Origin of the sequence: Mesorhizobium sp. M0040 (assembly GCF_040323505.1) — a bacterium.
Taxonomy (GTDB): domain Bacteria; phylum Pseudomonadota; class Alphaproteobacteria; order Rhizobiales; family Rhizobiaceae; genus Mesorhizobium.
Window position 1 is genome coordinate 17,655 of the sequence record NZ_JAMYVA010000037.1, and the last position, 15,429, is coordinate 33,083.

The following is a 15,429-nucleotide window of genomic DNA, read 5'->3' on the forward strand; positions in this document are numbered from 1 at the left end:
AAAACGGCGCGGAAACGCCAGCGATGCTGTCGGCCAGCAGGCCGGTCGCGCGTCAATCCTCGTGCAGCACAAATTCCAGGTAAAGATTGCGCTGCAGGATCGAGTGGTTGTCGTCGGACATCAACGACACGATCAGCGCGCCATCGTCGCGGGTCCAGACGTCGAGCGCCTCCATGTTGTCGATCTGGTAGCCCATGTCGGCTTCGAGCAGCACCGGACCGTCGGCGACGGCGCCCTTCTCGACGCTTTCGCCATATATGCGCCGCAGCCGCATCTTGACGCCGCCGGCCATCGAAAAACTGCGCTCCAGAAGCAACAGGTCGCCGTCCGGCAGGAAGGCGCCGTCGGTGATGTCGAAATCGCCATTGCGCTTGACGGTGAAGACGCCCTTGCGCGGCCCTTCGATGATCGCGGCAAAGATGTTGCCGGTCTTGTCGAGGCTCTTTTCCGACACCACGACCAGCCCGCCCGCGTGCTGCCCGTTGGGATTGGCGCGGGTGACGGTCTCGAAGCCGCGATTGCGGCGAAGTTCCCAGGCCGGAATCAGGAAGTCCAATTGCCTGAACGGCGCCTTCATGTCGTCCGGATCGATCTTGAACTCGGCGATACGGTGATCGCGCTCGAAACCGACCGTGGCAATACCGTCCTTGACCGCGAGGCCTTCGGCATCGACCGCCCATTTCTCGTCGATCGGCTGGCCGGCCGCATCGACCATCTGCTGCATGCGAAAATTCTGGATGCCGGAAGGCCGCTTCTCGGCATCGTGAACGAGGGTGCCGAAGAACCAGAAACCGGTGTCGGCAACGCCGATGAAATCGCTGCCTGGCTTGAGGAACCGAAGCGCCGACAGCGCGCCGAAATCGCGCGTCGGCGAGGTCATTTCGAGCCCGCCGACGAATTCGAGCGGCCCGAACTGTTTTTCGTCATCGCCGATGCGAAACTGGGTTATGGGCCGGGCCGAGATTTCGGCCGGCTCGACCGAGGCCGGCCCGGCAGCGACAGCCGGCGCCAAACTGATGCCGAACAACGCGATGGCGGCCAAAAGCTTCTGCCAAAAGCCGCCGCGGGAAAAAATCATCCGGCGCGCCGCATGCCGCCGCGCCGCGTATCGCGCACGGTTTCCTCGGCGAACAGCGAGGCCAGCTGCTCGGTCATGGCGCCGGCCAGTTCTTCGGCATCGACGATGGTGACGGCGCGGCGATAGTAGCGGGTGACGTCGTGGCCGATGCCGATGGCCAAAAGCTCGACCGGCGAGCGCGTCTCGATGAGTTCGATGATGGCGCGCAGATGCCGCTCGAGATAATTGCCGGGATTGACCGACAGCGTCGAATCGTCGACCGGCGCGCCGTCCGAGATCATCATCAGGATCTTGCGCTGCTCCGGCCGCGCGATCAGCCGGTTGTGCGCCCACAGCAGCGCCTCGCCGTCGATGTTTTCCTTGAGCAGGCCCTCGCGCATCATCAGGCCGAGATTGCGGCGCGCCCGCCGCCACGGATGGTCGGCGGATTTGTAGATGATGTGGCGCAGATCGTTGAGCCGGCCGGGGTTCGGCGGCTTGCCTTCCTTCAGCCATTTCTCGCGCGCCTGCCCGCCCTTCCAGGCGCGGGTGGTGAAGCCGAGGATTTCGACCGAGACGCCGCAGCGTTCCAGCGTGCGCGCCAGGATGTCGGCGCAGGTGGCGGCGACTGTGATCGGCCGGCCGCGCATCGAACCCGAATTGTCGAGCACCAGCGACACCACCGTGTCGCGGAATTTGGTATCGCGCTCCTGCTTGAAGGACAAAGGCTGCATCGGGTCGATGACGACGCGCACCAGCCGTGCCGGATCGAGATAGCCTTCTTCGAGGTCGAAATCCCAGGAGCGGTTCTGCTGCGCCATCAGGCGGCGCTGCAGCCGGTTGGCCAGCCGCCCGACGACGCCGGAAAGGTTGGCGAGCTGCTTGTCGAGGAAGGCGCGCAGCCGGTCGAGCTCCTCCTCCTCGCACAGTTCCTCCGCACCTACGGTCTCGTCGAAGGCCGTGGTGAAGACCCTGTAGTCGATCTCTTTCGGCAGATTGGTGAAGGGATTGTCGTTGCGGCGCGCCTCGCCGGGCGTCTCCGCATCGGCGTCGTCATCGTCGGAGAGATCCTCGGCGGTGGCGTCGGAGGCCTCTGTCTCGGCCGATTGCTCGTCGTCCGACGATGCCTCTGTATCCTCGGACTGCGACTGCTCGGAGCCCGAATCGTCTTCGCCGCCCTCCTCGCTCTGCTCCTCGCCTTGCGGCTGGTTTTCGTCGTTGTCCTCCGAGTCTTCCGTCTCCTGGTCATCGCCGAGCTCCTCGGCCATTTCCATGGAGGCGAGCATCTCGCGCACCACGCGGGCGAACGCCTGCTGGTCGTCGAGCTTTGCCGACAGCCCGTCGAGATCGGCACTGGCCTTTTCCTCGACCCAAGGGCGCCAGAGATCGACCAGCCGTTCGCCGCTCTTCGGCACAGTGCGGCCGGTCAGCTTTTCGCGCACCATCAGCGCCAGCGCCTCCTCGATCGGCGCGTCGGCCTTGTCCTTGACGTCGATGAGGTTGGCCCTGGCGTATTTGTCCTCCAGCATCGAGCCGATATTGTCGGCGACGCCCTGCATGGCGCGGCTGCCGATCGCCTCCACCCGGGCCTGCTCGACCGCGTCATAGATGGCGCGGGCCTGCTTGCCTTCCGGTGCCAGCCTGGTGTGGATGCGCGCATCGTGGCAGGCGCGCTTCAGCGCCATGGAATCGCCGAGCCCGCGGGTGATGGCGATGTCGGCCTTTGATGCCTTCTTCGGCAATTCGGGCAGCCGGGCGCGGCTGCCGGCCAGCGCCGGCCGGTCCTTGGCGAAGCCGACCTCGAGATCCTTGTCGCCGGCAATGGCGCGCATGCAGACGGTGACGGCGCGCTTGAAGCTGTCATTCTCAGCGCCGGTCTTGGATTTGTTTCGCGTGTTGTCGCCCGGACCCGCCATCGAGACTCTGCTTAGCCCAGCACCACATTGGCAGCCGATTCCGGCAGATCTTCGCCGAAGGCGCGCTGATAGAATTCGGCGACCAGCGAGCGTTCCAGCTCGTCGCATTTGTTGAGGAAGGTCAGCCGGAACGCCATGCCGATATTGCCGAAGATTTCGGCATTCTCGGCCCAGGTGATAACCGTGCGCGGGCTCATAACCGTCGACAAATCGCCGTTGATGAAGGCCGAGCGCGTCATGTCGGCGACGCGCACCATCTTGTTGACGATCTCCTTGCCCTTGCCATCGCGGTAGTGCTTGGCCTTGGCCAGCACGATGTTCACTTCATTGTCGTGCGGCAGGTAGTTCAGCGTGGTGACGATCGACCAGCGGTCCATCTGCGCCTGGTTGATCTGCTGGGTGCCGTGGTAGAGGCCGGTGGTGTCGCCCAGCCCAACCGTGTTGGCGGTCGAAAACAGCCGGAAGGCCGGGTGCGGGCGGATGACCCGGCTCTGGTCGAGCAGCGTCAGCCGGCCCGACGATTCCAGCACGCGCTGGATGACGAACATCACGTCCGGACGGCCGGCATCGTACTCGTCGAAGCACAGTGCGACATTGTGCTGGTAGGCCCAGGGCAGGATGCCGTCGCGGAATTCGGTGATCTGCAGCCCGTCCTTGACCACGATGGCGTCCTTGCCGACGAGGTCGATACGGCTGACATGGCTATCGAGATTGACACGCACGCAGGGCCAGTTGAGGCGGGCGGCGACCTGTTCGATATGCGTCGACTTGCCGGTGCCGTGGTAACCGGACACCATGACCCGGCGATTGTAGGCAAAGCCGGCGAGGATCGCCATGGTCGTGTTCTTGTCGAACAGGTAGTCCGGATCGATGTCGGGGACATGCTCGCTCGTCACCGCATAGGCCGGCACCACCATCTTGGAGTCGAAGCCGAATGTCTCCTTCACCGACACCGTGGTGTCGGGCAGGTTGGCGATGTCGCGATCGACCTTGTTCATCTCTATCAACGTCTCCACAAGCGAAACGCCGCGTTTCGCCGGCAATCGATTTTGTTCGGGGGCGGTCTTAGAGCCTTTTCCAACCTTATGAAAGTTGGAAAGCGACACGAACCGTATGGTCGCTCAGCACAAACCTGCCTGCTTGAGCACGCGATACGCCTGGAGCACATCGCGGAACCGGTCTTCCGAACCTCTGTCGCCGCCATTCGCATCCGGGTGGTGGCGTTTCACAAGTTCCTTATAGCGCGCCTTGATATCCTTGCCAGTTGCCTTTGTATCAAGGCCAAGCGTTTCCAGTGCCTTGGCCTCAAGCGGCTTGGCCTTGCGCTCGCGTGCTTCGCGCGGGTCTTTCGGGCCTTTGAACAGGTCGAACGGATCGCGCATGCGATTGTAGTAGCCGGCGCGACCGGAGCGCGCCTGGGCAAAGTCCGGCGAGGAGCGGGTCGAGGCGCCGTTGACGCCCATTTTCCAGGTCGGCCGATGGCCGGTCATGGCTTCCTTCTGGAAGCGGGCGATCTCGGTGTCGGGAACGCCCGAGAAATAATTGAAGCCTTTGTTGTACTCGCGCACATGGTCGAAGCAGAACTGGAAATACTCGCCTTCCTTCATCCGTCCGACCGGGGCACGGTGGGTACCGGCCTCCTTGCAGCCATCCCACTGGCAGATCGGCGAACGCGACTTCAGCTCCGCGTCCTTCTCCGGGCGGATGCGAATCTTCTCGAAATATTTTGGGTACGGCTTCATCTCACCCATTTATGGGCTGTTCGCTGATGCGAAACAAGAATTGACATTTTCGCGATGATCGCCCTAACCGCTGAATCGCGGCATAAAACCGGCGAATTGCGAATTTTGTGCGATGACATAGATGTGGTGAAGGGAAGCGGCGATGTCCATACAGGCAACGATGGAAGGTAAGCTGAAAAAGGCGTTTTCGCCGGAACGGCTGGACGTCATCAACGAAAGCCATCTCCATGCCGGGCATCATCATGTGGATTCCGGCCATCACGCCACCTTCGACGGCACTGGCGAGACGCATTTCCGCGTCCGCATCGTCGCCCCCGCCTTTGCCGGCATGAGCCGCGTCGAACGTCACCGCGCAGTCAACGATCTGCTGGCCGAGGAGTTGAAATCCGGCGTCCACGCCCTGGCAATCGAGCCGGTGGCGCCCGGTGAAAAGACCCGCTGGTAAATTTCAGCCGAGGCTCGCCCTCAGGAAGGCCATCACCGCTGCGGTCAATGCATCGCCTTCGGTGCCGAAGTCGCGATTGATCGACATGTGCGAATAGTCGCTGCCGTCGAACAGCGTGACCTTGGTTCCGGTGGCGCGCAGACGCTCGGCGAAGGCCTGCGCGTCCGCCGCGCGGGCTTTCGCGCGCGAATGGGCGATGAAGGTCGGCGGGTGCTTGCGGCCTTCCACATAGGTGACAGGCGACAGCGCGCGCCACTGCGCCGGATCGGGAAAGGCGCGGGCATAGACCCCTGCCATGCCGCCGCTTCTGGCCAGCGCCTCCAGATCGTAGGCCCTGGTGTCGTCGAGAACCAGCGCCGCGACGCCGGGCAGGCCGCCGCGCAGCCCGGTCAATGCGACGAGATGGCAGCCGGCCGAATGGCCCATGGCGACGATCCGGTCCGGATCGCCGCCATGCCTGGCGATGTTGGCGCGGACGTAACGATAGGCCAGTTCGACATCTGCCGCCTGGGTGGCGACGTCGGCTTCAGGCAGCATCCGGTAGTCGATCGAGACGAAGCCGAAGCCATTGTCGAGCAGGAAACCAGGCTTGGAATTGACATTGTTGCGGTTGCCGACCCGCCAGGCGCCGCCATGGACGAAGAAGACGACCGGCAGGCCGCTTGCGCCATCGCGGGAATAGATGTCGAGCTTGGCCGGCCCATAGTCGAAGGTTTCGGGCGACGGCGAACGCAGCCGCAATGCCGCCGCCTGTCCCGGCAGCAGCGCCGCTATCGACGCCAGAAGCAGGCTTCGCCGATCGATCGTCATCAACTCCTGACTGCCCACGGCTGCCACAAGGTGCGCACTGTCATTCTCCAAGCATCGCCGGCTTGATCCTCAGCCGCGCGATACGGTTCTTGTCGCGCTTCATGACGACGAAGCGCTTGCCGTGAAACGTAAAGGCCTGCTTTTCGTCCGGGATCGACTGCGCCTCGTGGATGACAAGGCCGGCGATGGTGGTGGCTTCCTCGTCCGGCAGGTTCCAGTCGAGCGCCCGGTTAAGGTCGCGGATCGGCACCGTGCCGTCGACGACGACGGAGCCGTCGGCCTCCTGCTTGACGCCCTGGATGTCGATGTCGTGCTCGTCGGCGATCTCGCCGACGATCTCCTCGATGATGTCTTCCAGCGTCACCAGCCCTTCGACCTCGCCATATTCGTCGACGACGATGGCGAAATGCGCCTTGCGGCGCAGGAAGGCATTGAGCTGCTCCTGAAGCGTCGTGGTGTCGGGCACGAACCACGGTTTCGACGCGATCTTCATCACGTCGATCCTGGAAAAATCGTTGCCGACCTCGTTCAGCGCGCGCAGCAGATCCTTCGCGTGCAGCACGCCGACAATGTTGTCGAGCGAACCCTTCCACAACGGCATGCGGGTGTGCGGGCTCTGCAGGATCTCGCGAACCACCGCTTCGGGCGGGTCGTCGGCGTTGACGGAGCGCATATTCGTGCGGTGGACCATGACGTCCGACACTTCGAGCTCCTCGAGGTCGAACAGGCCGCCGATGCGGGCGCGGTCCTCGCGCACCACCTGGCCGTCGCGGCGGAAATCGTCGACGGCGCCGCGCAGTTCCTCGCGCGCAGAGCGCTGCGGCTCGATGCGTTGCAGCTCGTAGCCGAAGGCGGCGAGCAGGCGCCGGCGCAAGACGAAGCCCAGCAGGCCGAGGCCGGCGAGCACGGCAGCCGCGATCCAGCCGGCCTGGCTCATCCCGGGCGGCTTTCCTGCCGACCCGGATGGTTCTCCCGGAGGAACGCCAGCACTTCCGAGGCCGGCACATCCCGGGCGATAAAGGCCTGGCCGATGCCGCGCGTCAGGATGAAGGTCAGCGCGCCGCGCGACACCTTCTTGTCCTGGGTGATGAAGGAGAACAGCGTCTCGGCATCGGGCAGTTCGCCGGGAATGTCGGCCATGCGCCAGGGCAGACCGACGGCGCGAAGATGCGCCTCGACACGCGCCGCGTCGTCGGGGCTCGCCAAATTGAGCCTTGACGAAAAGCGGTGCGCCAGCGCCATGCCGATGGCGACGCCCTCGCCATGCACGAGCCTTGCGCCGTCATAGCCGGTCGCCGCCTCCAGCGCATGACCTAAGGTGTGGCCGAGATTGAGCAACGCGCGGTCGCCGGTCTCGAACTCGTCGCGGGCAACGACGTCGGCCTTGGCACGACAGGCCTCGGCGATGGCCGCAGCCCGCTCCGGCCCGCCGGCAAACACTTGACGCCAGTTTTCTTCCAGCCAGGCGAAAAACTCGGGCCGGTCGATCAGCCCGTATTTGGCCAGTTCGGCATAGCCGGCGCGAAACTCGCGGATTGGCAGCGTGTCGAGCACTTCGGTGTCGGCCAGCACCAGCCTAGGCTGGTGGAATACCCCGACCAGGTTCTTGCCGCGCTTGCTGTTGATGCCGGTCTTGCCGCCGACGGAGGAATCGACCTGCGCCAGCAGCGAGGTCGGAACCTGCACGAAGTTCATGCCGCGCCGCGCGATGCCGGCGGCAAAGCCGGCGAGGTCGCCGACGACGCCGCCGCCGAGCGCGATGACGACGTCGCCGCGCTCCAGCTTGGCGGCCAGCACGCCGTCGACCACCTCTTCGAGATGCGCAAAGCTCTTGGTCTTTTCGCCTGGCGGCAACGTGATGACGGCATGTTGGATGCCACCGCTTGCCAGGCCGGCCGCAAGCGTCGCGAGATGCGCGGCCGCGACGTTTTCGTCGGTGACGACCGCCGCCCGCGTCCCCGGCAGACGGCGCGAAATCTCGGCGCCGGCGCGTGACAGCAGGCCGGGACCGATCAAAATATTGTAGGCACGCTTGCCAAGCCCGACTTCGACAGAGACCGTTGCATCAGCGCTCACGACCGCACCTCGTCAATATCGGCAACGCCGAGATGGCCGCGCAGCGCGTCCACCACTTCGGCGGCAATGATCTCCTTGCGGTCGTCGCGGGTCGGCACGACGACGTCGGCCGCGGCATAAACCGGGTAGCGTTCCGCCATCAGCCGTTCCAGCACGGCGCGTGGATCGGCGCTTTTCAGCAGCGGCCGGTTCTGTTTCTTGGAAACGCGCTCCATCAACAGGTCGATCTCGGCTTTCAGCCAAACCGACACGCCATGGCTGGCGATCGCCTCGCGCGTCTGCGCGTTCATGAAGGCGCCGCCGCCGGTCGACAGCACCTGCGGCCCGTGCTCCAGCACACGCAGGATGACGCGCTGCTCCAGTGCTCGGAACTCCGCCTCGCCATAGCGCTCGAACAGGTCCGGGACGCTCATGCGCGAAACAGTTTCGATCTCCTGGTCGCTGTCGATGAAGGGCAGTGCCAGCATCGCCGCCACCTTGCGGCCGATCGCCGTCTTGCCGGCGCCCATCAGCCCGACGAAGACGATGGAACGGCCGCCCAGCCGGCCGAGCAGCGCGGCATGGCTCTCGCCCGGAGGATTTGCTGGTAGCGCGTTCATGCTTCTAGGGCCTCTTTGGCGGCGTATCGACATCAAAAGCCTGTTTGCGTCAAGCGCGGCGCAACCGGGACTATGGGCTTCACCCTTGAATTGGCCGGATTGGCGTCTCATAAGGGCACAGGGTTGGAAATGCAGAATAAGACGACGGGCGAAAATTAATGCCAACACTGTTTCGCTTTGTCGTGACGCTCGCGATTCTGGCCGGCATTGTCTATGGCGCGATGTTCGCCCTGGTCATGTTCGTCGAGCCGAGGAAGGCGGAAATGAGCGTGCGTATCCCTCCGGAAAAGCTCAATCCCAAAAAATGAACAGCGCCGCCCGCATCGAAGCCTTCCTGGAGATGATGAGCGCCGAGCGCGGCGCGGCCGAAAACACGCTTTCCTCCTATCGCCGCGACCTCGAAGACGCTTCCGTCGGGATCGGCGGTGGGCTTGCCGCTGCCACCAGCGCCGACATCCGTACCTATCTCGACGACATCGCCGCGCGCGGCTTTGCCGCCACCTCGCAGGCGCGCAAATTGTCGGCGATCCGGCAGTTCTTCAAGTTCCTCTACGCCGAAGGCCTGCGGGGTGACGATCCGACCGGCACGCTGGACAGTCCGAGGAAAGGCCGGCCGCTGCCTAAGACGATGAGCGAGGCCGATACCGGCCGGCTGCTCGACCGCGCGGCGCAGGAGGCGGTGGACCCCTCCATGCATGACGGCGACAGGCTGGCGGCGCTGCGCCTGCACGCGCTGGTCGAGGTGCTCTACGCCACCGGCTTGCGCGTTTCGGAGCTGGTCGGCCTTCCCGTGACGGTGGCGCAGCGCGACGACCGCTTCTTCATGGTGCGAGGCAAGGGCAACAAGGAACGCATGGTGCCGCTGTCGGCCAAGGCGCGCACCGCGATGCGGACATGGCTTGCCGCACGGGGGGCGGCGGTGCCGGCTCTTGCCGACAGCCCGTTCCTGTTTCCGGCTGCCTCCGACAGCGGCTATCTCTCGAGACAGGTCTTTGCCCGCGAGCTGAAAGGGCTTGCCGCTCGGGCCGGCATTGCCACGGCGAAGATATCGCCGCATGTGCTGCGCCATGCTTTCGCCAGCCATCTGCTGCAGAACGGCGCTGATCTCAGGGCCGTGCAGCAGTTGCTTGGCCATGCCGATATTTCAACGACGCAGATCTACACGCATGTGCTGGAGGAGCGGCTGGTGCTTCTGGTCAACGATCATCATCCGCTTGCCGACTAGGCGTCATGCCGCTATGTGAGAACGACGTTCCACCGCGCCCAGCCTGCATTTTCAGGCTTGCGTCAGTCATTGCCTTCCGACTTGCCGGTCCGCCCAAGAATGTACAATTACCTCGATTTCGAAAAGCCTGTGCAGGATCTCGAAGGCAAGATCCTTGAGCTGAAGAAGCTTGCCGAGAACGGCGAGGCGGTCGATGTCGGCGATGAGATCGCCCGTCTCGAGAAGCGCTCGCGCGATGCGCTGCGCGACGCCTACAAGGCGCTGACGCCATGGCAGAAGGTGCAGGTGGCGCGCCATCCGGACAGGCCGCATTGCATCGACTACATCAAGGGCCTGCTTACCGATTTCACGCCGCTCGCCGGCGACCGCAATTTCGGCGAGGACCAGGCGATCGTCGGCGGCTTCGCCCGCTTCCGTGGCGAGCCGGTGGCAATCATCGGCCAGGAGAAGGGTTCCGATACGACAAGCCGGCTGAAGCATAATTTCGGCTCGGTGCGGCCGGAGGGCTACCGCAAGGCGGTGCGGTTGATGGAACTCGCCGACCGCTTCCAAGTCCCGCTGCTGACGCTGGTCGACACGGCCGGCGCCTACCCCGGCGTCAACGCCGAAGAGCGCGGCCAGGCGGAAGCCATCGCCCGCTCGACCTCGGCCTGCCTTGGCCTGAAGGTGCCGTCGATCTCGGTGGTGATCGGCGAAGGCGGCTCGGGCGGCGCCATAGCGATCGCCACCGCCAACCGCGTCTACATGCTCGAACACGCCATCTATTCGGTGATCTCGCCGGAAGGCGCCGCCTCGATCCTGTGGCGCGACACCACGCGGTCCAAGGACGCTGCGACCAACATGAAGATCACGGCGCAGGATCTGTTGGAGCTGAAGATCATCGACGCCATCGTCGCCGAGCCGCTCGGCGGTGCCCATCGCGCCCCCGAAACGGTGATTGCCGCCACCGGCGACCTCATCGCCAGGACGATGAAGGAATTCTCCGGCGCCAACACCGACTTCCGCGAGCATCGCCGCGAGAAATACCTGGCGATGGGCCGCAATCTATAACATCCGGCAGGCACGCGGCCCGAAATGTGGCGGCGTGAAGCAGTTTCGCCACAAAAATGCCGCCGCATTCGGCTCAGTGGGCTTGCCGTAAGGGGACGCGCCAGCATGATTGCAGTAAGGAATTTTCAAGGTTAACGGGCTTAGGGTCCGTCAGTGGTCAGTTTAGCAGCCGCGGCATCCGCGGCGCAGAGATGAAGACGATAGCCATATCCATGTTTGCCAAGCTTGCCCGCACCGGAGTTCTGATCGCTGCGATCGGCGTCGCCGGCTGCAATGACGCTTCGATGAAGGATTTTGCGCCGCAAGCCAACAAGCCGCTGCCGGACAAGATCCTGGCCGAGATGAAAGCCAAGGGCATGGTCCGCACCTCCTCGGTGATGGCCCGCATCTTCAAGGAAGAAGGCAAGCTCGAAATTTGGAAGGCCAAGACCAACGGCCGCTACGACTTGGTCGCCAGCTACGACATCTGCAAATGGTCGGGCAAGCTCGGGCCGAAATTCACCGAAGGCGACCGCCAGGCGCCGGAAGGCTTTTACACGGTCCGCCCGGCACAGATGAATCCGCGGTCGAATTACCACCTGTCCTTCAACATCGGCTACCCGAACGCCTATGACCGCGCCAATGGCCGCACCGGTTCCAACCTGATGGTCCATGGCGCCTGCTCGTCGTCCGGCTGCTATTCGATGACCGACGCGCAGATCGAGCAGATCTACGCCTTCGGCCGCGACGCCTTCCAGGGCGGCCAGACCGAGTTCCAGATCCAGGCTTTTCCGTTCCGCATGACCGCAGCCAACATGGCGCGCTATCGCAACGACCCGAACTACGAATTCTGGAAGATGCTGAAGGTCGGCTACGACAATTTCGAGGTCACCAAGGTGCCGCCGAAAGTCGACGTCTGCGAGAAGCGCTACGTCTTCAACCAGGTAGCGGCCGACGGCTCGACCTTTAATCCGACCGGCGCTTGCCCTGTGACCACCCAGCCCGATTCGCTGAAGAGCGCCATCAACGCCTATCAAAGCACCTATGAGGCGGCCTTCAACGGCGCCGTCAAGGCCAGCGTGCCGGCACCCAAGCCAACCATCGCCGGGATCAAGGAAGCCAGCATCGTTTCCGACTGGTCGAAGCGGCGTGCCCGCGGCGAACGCGTTCCGATCGAGCCGCCCTCGCTCAACCCGGACGGCACCGTGGCCGAAACGGCGCGCATGGGCCGCATCGATTCGCCGGCGGGCCGCAAGATGGCGGCGCTCGATGCCGAAAAGGCCGCCAAGCAGAAGGCCGAGGAACAAAGGCTTGCCGCCATAGAAGCGGCCAAGGCCGCGAAAGAGGCAGCCAAGGCACAGGCCTTGGCCGAGAAGGAAGCTGCCAAAGCCCAGGCGCTCGCCGAAAAGGAAGCTGCCAAGACCGCCGCAGAGATGCCTGTCGCCACCGCCACCGTAGCGCCATCGGACGCCGCCCCGGCAGTCGAAACGCAGGCTGCGGACGCCGAAAGCACGGCGACAAGGTTGAAGAAAAAGCTGCTCGGCATGTTTGGCGGCTGAACTTCATGCTTGAGCAAGAAGATGGGGGCCAAGAACACAGGCCCTCAACCAGCCCCGCCGCCGTCTACGACCTCAAAGGCCTGAACTGCCCGTTGCCCGTGCTCAAGGCAAAAAAGCGCCTGGCCGCAATGCAGCCGGGCAGCCGGCTGTGGCTCGAAACCACCGATCCGCTCGCCGTCATCGACATTCCCGCCTTCTGCGCCGAGACCGGCCATCGGCTGATCGAGACGACGGCGATATCGGGCGGCCACCGCTTCCTGGTCGAGTGCGGGATCGGCTGAGTCTCGACTTAGCTCGTTCTGGCGAAAGCGGCTGAGCGGGATAATCTCCCCCCTTGAGGGGGAGATGGCCGGCAGGCCAGAGGGGGTTGCCGCGCGTGAAGCGCCAACCTTTTCTCTCGTCCCACAGGGCGTCGCGCCAGCCGAGGCGACCCCCTCTGTCGCCTTCGGCGACATCTCCCCCTCAAGGGGGGAGATCACGATCCGGCAATAGCCAGCGGGTTGCTTTCCAGTGCTGCGCGATCCGGCGTGTCGATCGACGGCCGGTTGGTGAAGGCGGCGAACAGCCGCCGGACATAGTCTCCGGGCATGTCGAGCGTGATCAGCACCAGTCTGGTGCCGCGCTGGCTGTCCGGCCAGGCCGGCAGTTGCACCGGCGGATGCAGGATCTTCTGCACGCCATGGATAACCAGCGGCCGCGACGGGTCTTCTGCAAGCTCGATGACGCCTTTCATCCGCAAAAGGCGCTCGCCATGCGCCGAGCGCAACAGATCGAGGAACATCTCGATTGCCGAAAACGGCACCGGCCCGTCATGAACCAGCGAATACGAACGCACGCGGGAATCGTGCCTGTGGTCATGGTGATCATGGTCGGCATGGTCATGCCCGTCGTGATCATGCCCGCCGTGGTCATGGTCGTGGCCGGCTTCTTCGCCGAGCCAACGCTGCACATCGACGGATTTGGTGGCCGGATTGTAGAGGCCGCTATCGAACAGGGTCGCGGTGCTTGCCTCGCCGGCGTCGAGCACCACGGCGCCCGGGTTGAGCTGCCTGAGCCGCGCCCGCAACGCCTCGACATCGCCTGCATCCGTGGTCAGGTCGGCCTTGCTGAGCACGATGCGATCGGCGACGGCCACCTGCTTCACCGCCTCGACATGCGCATCGAGCGTCGCATTGCCGTTGACGGCATCGACCAGGGTGATGACGCCGTCGAGCCGGAAGGCCTGGACCAGGGCCGGGTGTGCCATGATCGACTGCAGTACGGGGGCGGGATCGGCGAGCCCGGTGGTTTCGACGATGACGCGGGCAAGCCGGTCGATGCGGCCGGTCTGCAGGCGGTCGACGAGGTCAGCCAGCGTGTCGACCAGCTCGCCGCGCACCGTGCAGCAGAGACAGCCGTCGGAGAGCTGGATGATGCCGTCGGAGGCCTGCTCGACCAGGAGATGGTCGATCGCCACCTCGCCGAACTCGTTGATGATGACGGCGGTGTCGGCGAGCGCCGGATCCCGGAGCAGCCGATTGAGCAGCGTCGTCTTGCCGGCACCGAGAAAGCCGGTGAGCACCGAAACGGGGATCGGGAAACCGGCCATGCGGCTAGTTCAGCGCCTTGGCCGGCTGCTGGACCTGCGCGGCGGTGGCGGATCCGGCCACAACTGGCTCGGCGCCGGCCGGCGGCGCCCGGTCCGGCCGCCATGTCGGCAGCGGCACGTCGGCATATTCCTGCCCGGAGGCGTCGAGCATCGCCTTCGGCTTCGGTCCCGTGGCGCCGCCGAGGCCGACGGCGATCAGCGTCGGTACATGGTCGAGCTTTTCCTGATAGGGCGATTTCGGCACGTCCTTGCCCTTGTCGCCGACGGCGGGTGCGGTTTCCGACTGCTCCTCGACCGGCTTCTTCTTGCAGATTTCGTCATTCATGTCGTTGGCCGACATGGTGTCGCCATAGGCGGGCAGCGCCGCTACCGTCAGCCAGCTCGGCGCCGGCGTTGCAAAGCCCTGGTCGAGCAATTTTGCCGCCGCCTCGGCGCGGGTAATGGCCGATTGCTCGCCGAGCACTACGGCGACCAGGGTGCGGCCGTTGCGGGTCGCCGAGCCGATCATGTTGAAGCCGGACGAGCAGACGAAACCCGTCTTCATGCCGTCGGCACCCGGATAGCGGCCGATCAGCAGGTTGTAGTTGGAGATCGCCTTCTTGCCGACGGCAAGGCCTTCGATCGAGAACCAGGGGGCATATTGCGGAAATTCCTTGCGAATCGCCATCACCAGCAAAGCGAGATCGCGCGCTGTCGTATACTGGTCCGGCGAATAGAGCCCGTTCGGATTGACGAAATGGGACCCGCTCATGCCGAGCCTCTGCGCTTCGGCGTTCATGCGTTCGGCGAAAGCCGCTTGCGAACCGCCGATATTCTCGCCGACCGCCATGGCGATATCGTTGGCCGATTTGACCAGCATCATCTTCAGCGCATTGTCCAACCGCATCACCGAGCCCGGGTTGAAGCCCATTTTGCTCGGCGGCTCGCCGGCAGAATGTTTCGTTACCTTGATCGGCGAATCGAGCTGGACCTCGCCCGCGGCAATCGCCCGAAACGCCACATAGGCGGTCATCAGCTTGGTCAGCGAAGCCGGGTACCAGCGCCTGAACGCCTCCTGGTGCTGCAGGATCTTGCCGCTGTTCAGGTCGAACAGGATTGTCGGATTGGCCAAGGCAGGCCCGGCCAGCGCCGCAAGCACCACCGTGCCCGCCACCAACAGTTTGAGGAAATGCCTGTAGCGCATCATGAAAACCGAAATAGCCTCTTGCCGCAGTCCCACCTGGCTCCGTAAGATTTCGTTACACGATCGCCAGGATAATGGTCCGGCCCTCTGTTCCCGGACCACAGTCGCGGTGCTATTTACTCTATGTGACGTCAACATGGCAAAGTGCTGCCGATCACAATGTGGAAGCAGCAGCACAATGCAAAGCAGCGTGCATGGTT

General features: G+C 64.2%; 16 protein-coding genes. 6 read left to right on the top strand and 10 right to left on the bottom strand.

Annotation, left to right across the window (positions count from 1 at the left end; translation table 11 throughout):
• Nucleotides 1-52: 52 nt before the first annotated feature.
• The 4 genes from NKJ91_RS24625 to NKJ91_RS24640 all read right to left on the bottom strand — a co-directional run bounded on the left by NKJ91_RS24625 (nt 53) and on the right by NKJ91_RS24640 (nt 4,724).
• A complete protein-coding gene (locus NKJ91_RS24625) occupies nt 53-1,078 on the bottom strand; it encodes an esterase-like activity of phytase family protein (protein ID WP_352457615.1) in 1,026 nt (341 codons plus the stop codon).
• On the bottom strand, nt 1,075-2,973 hold the full coding sequence (cobT, locus tag NKJ91_RS24630; protein ID WP_023677891.1) for a cobaltochelatase subunit CobT: 1,899 nt from the start codon (nt 2,971-2,973) through the stop codon (nt 1,075-1,077). Before cobT ends, NKJ91_RS24625 begins: the two co-directional genes overlap by 4 nt.
• A gap of 11 nt (nt 2,974-2,984) precedes the next feature.
• On the bottom strand, nt 2,985-3,971 hold the full coding sequence (gene cobS, locus NKJ91_RS24635) for a cobaltochelatase subunit CobS (protein ID WP_352451201.1): 987 nt from the start codon (nt 3,969-3,971) through the stop codon (nt 2,985-2,987).
• Nucleotides 3,972-4,094: 123 nt separating this feature from the next.
• Nucleotides 4,095-4,724, bottom strand: coding sequence for a J domain-containing protein (locus NKJ91_RS24640; RefSeq protein ID WP_036238769.1), 630 nt, complete (start codon nt 4,722-4,724; stop codon nt 4,095-4,097).
• A gap of 133 nt (nt 4,725-4,857) precedes the next feature.
• On the opposite strand from NKJ91_RS24640, the gene NKJ91_RS24645 reads away from it, so the two are divergent.
• Nucleotides 4,858-5,160, top strand: coding sequence for a BolA family protein (locus NKJ91_RS24645; protein WP_023677889.1), 303 nt, complete (start codon nt 4,858-4,860; stop codon nt 5,158-5,160).
• A gap of 3 nt (nt 5,161-5,163) precedes the next feature.
• On the opposite strand, the gene NKJ91_RS24650 is transcribed toward NKJ91_RS24645, so the two are convergent.
• From NKJ91_RS24650 to NKJ91_RS24665, 4 genes are read right to left on the bottom strand one after another with little or no spacing between them, the layout of a single operon-like run.
• Nucleotides 5,164-5,970, bottom strand: coding sequence for an alpha/beta hydrolase (locus NKJ91_RS24650; protein ID WP_352457616.1), 807 nt, complete (start codon nt 5,968-5,970; stop codon nt 5,164-5,166).
• Nucleotides 5,971-6,010: 40 nt separating this feature from the next.
• Complete coding sequence (locus NKJ91_RS24655; protein ID WP_023677887.1) at nt 6,011-6,907, bottom strand: HlyC/CorC family transporter; 897 nt, start codon at nt 6,905-6,907, stop codon at nt 6,011-6,013.
• On the bottom strand, nt 6,904-8,046 hold the full coding sequence (gene aroB / locus NKJ91_RS24660) for a 3-dehydroquinate synthase (protein WP_352457617.1): 1,143 nt from the start codon (nt 8,044-8,046) through the stop codon (nt 6,904-6,906). Before aroB ends, NKJ91_RS24655 begins: the two co-directional genes overlap by 4 nt.
• Nucleotides 8,043-8,645: a shikimate kinase gene (locus tag NKJ91_RS24665; RefSeq protein ID WP_352457618.1), complete on the bottom strand. Its 603-nt coding sequence runs from the start codon at nt 8,643-8,645 to the stop codon at nt 8,043-8,045. Before NKJ91_RS24665 ends, aroB begins: the two co-directional genes overlap by 4 nt.
• A 158-nt stretch (nt 8,646-8,803) precedes the next feature.
• Here NKJ91_RS24665 and NKJ91_RS24670 point away from each other — a divergent pair, with 158 nt between their 5' ends.
• The 5 genes from NKJ91_RS24670 to NKJ91_RS24690 all read left to right on the top strand — a co-directional run bounded on the left by NKJ91_RS24670 (nt 8,804) and on the right by NKJ91_RS24690 (nt 12,739).
• Nucleotides 8,804-8,953, top strand: a complete 150-nt coding sequence (locus tag NKJ91_RS24670) for a hypothetical protein (RefSeq protein WP_023677884.1) — start codon at nt 8,804-8,806, stop codon at nt 8,951-8,953.
• Entirely contained in the window at nt 8,950-9,870 is a 921-nt protein-coding gene (locus NKJ91_RS24675; RefSeq protein WP_352457619.1) for a site-specific tyrosine recombinase XerD, read from the top strand. Before NKJ91_RS24670 ends, NKJ91_RS24675 begins: the two co-directional genes overlap by 4 nt.
• A gap of 99 nt (nt 9,871-9,969) precedes the next feature.
• Complete coding sequence (locus NKJ91_RS24680) at nt 9,970-10,920, top strand: acetyl-CoA carboxylase carboxyltransferase subunit alpha (RefSeq protein WP_352457620.1); 951 nt, start codon at nt 9,970-9,972, stop codon at nt 10,918-10,920.
• Between the two features lie 212 nt (nt 10,921-11,132).
• Entirely contained in the window at nt 11,133-12,458 is a 1,326-nt protein-coding gene (locus tag NKJ91_RS24685) for a L,D-transpeptidase family protein (protein ID WP_352457637.1), read from the top strand.
• A 5-nt stretch (nt 12,459-12,463) separates the two neighbouring features.
• Complete coding sequence (locus NKJ91_RS24690) at nt 12,464-12,739, top strand: sulfurtransferase TusA family protein (RefSeq protein WP_352457621.1); 276 nt, start codon at nt 12,464-12,466, stop codon at nt 12,737-12,739.
• Between the two features lie 194 nt (nt 12,740-12,933).
• Here the strand turns inward: NKJ91_RS24690 and NKJ91_RS24695 are convergent, their stop codons facing one another.
• Together NKJ91_RS24695 and NKJ91_RS24700 are read right to left on the bottom strand one after the other, a co-directional pair.
• Nucleotides 12,934-14,046 (bottom strand): CobW family GTP-binding protein, encoded by a 1,113-nt coding sequence (locus tag NKJ91_RS24695; protein ID WP_352457622.1) that lies wholly within the window; start codon nt 14,044-14,046, stop codon nt 12,934-12,936.
• Nucleotides 14,047-14,050: 4 nt separating this feature from the next.
• Nucleotides 14,051-15,229, bottom strand: coding sequence for a D-alanyl-D-alanine carboxypeptidase family protein (locus tag NKJ91_RS24700; RefSeq protein ID WP_352457638.1), 1,179 nt, complete (start codon nt 15,227-15,229; stop codon nt 14,051-14,053).
• Between the last annotated feature and the right edge of the window lie 200 nt (nt 15,230-15,429).

Excerpts from the sequence above, each read along its gene's own strand:
- NKJ91_RS24625 (WP_352457615.1), bottom strand. The coding sequence starts at position 1,078 with ATGATTTTTTCCCGCGGCGGCTTTTGGCAGAAGCTTTTGGCCGCCATC.
- cobT (WP_023677891.1), bottom strand. The coding sequence starts at position 2,973 with ATGGCGGGTCCGGGCGACAACACGCGAAACAAATCCAAGACCGGCGCT.
- cobS (WP_352451201.1), bottom strand. The coding sequence starts at position 3,971 with ATGAACAAGGTCGATCGCGACATCGCCAACCTGCCCGACACCACGGTG.
- NKJ91_RS24640 (WP_036238769.1), bottom strand. The coding sequence starts at position 4,724 with ATGGGTGAGATGAAGCCGTACCCAAAATATTTCGAGAAGATTCGCATC.
- NKJ91_RS24645 (WP_023677889.1), top strand. The coding sequence starts at position 4,858 with ATGTCCATACAGGCAACGATGGAAGGTAAGCTGAAAAAGGCGTTTTCG.
- NKJ91_RS24650 (WP_352457616.1), bottom strand. The coding sequence starts at position 5,970 with ATGACGATCGATCGGCGAAGCCTGCTTCTGGCGTCGATAGCGGCGCTG.
- NKJ91_RS24655 (WP_023677887.1), bottom strand. The coding sequence starts at position 6,907 with ATGAGCCAGGCCGGCTGGATCGCGGCTGCCGTGCTCGCCGGCCTCGGC.
- NKJ91_RS24665 (WP_352457618.1), bottom strand. The coding sequence starts at position 8,645 with ATGAACGCGCTACCAGCAAATCCTCCGGGCGAGAGCCATGCCGCGCTG.
- NKJ91_RS24670 (WP_023677884.1), top strand. The coding sequence starts at position 8,804 with ATGCCAACACTGTTTCGCTTTGTCGTGACGCTCGCGATTCTGGCCGGC.
- NKJ91_RS24675 (WP_352457619.1), top strand. The coding sequence starts at position 8,950 with ATGAACAGCGCCGCCCGCATCGAAGCCTTCCTGGAGATGATGAGCGCC.
- NKJ91_RS24680 (WP_352457620.1), top strand. The coding sequence starts at position 9,970 with ATGTACAATTACCTCGATTTCGAAAAGCCTGTGCAGGATCTCGAAGGC.
- NKJ91_RS24685 (WP_352457637.1), top strand. The coding sequence starts at position 11,133 with ATGTTTGCCAAGCTTGCCCGCACCGGAGTTCTGATCGCTGCGATCGGC.
- NKJ91_RS24690 (WP_352457621.1), top strand. The coding sequence starts at position 12,464 with ATGCTTGAGCAAGAAGATGGGGGCCAAGAACACAGGCCCTCAACCAGC.
- NKJ91_RS24695 (WP_352457622.1), bottom strand. The coding sequence starts at position 14,046 with ATGGCCGGTTTCCCGATCCCCGTTTCGGTGCTCACCGGCTTTCTCGGT.
- NKJ91_RS24700 (WP_352457638.1), bottom strand. The coding sequence starts at position 15,229 with ATGCGCTACAGGCATTTCCTCAAACTGTTGGTGGCGGGCACGGTGGTG.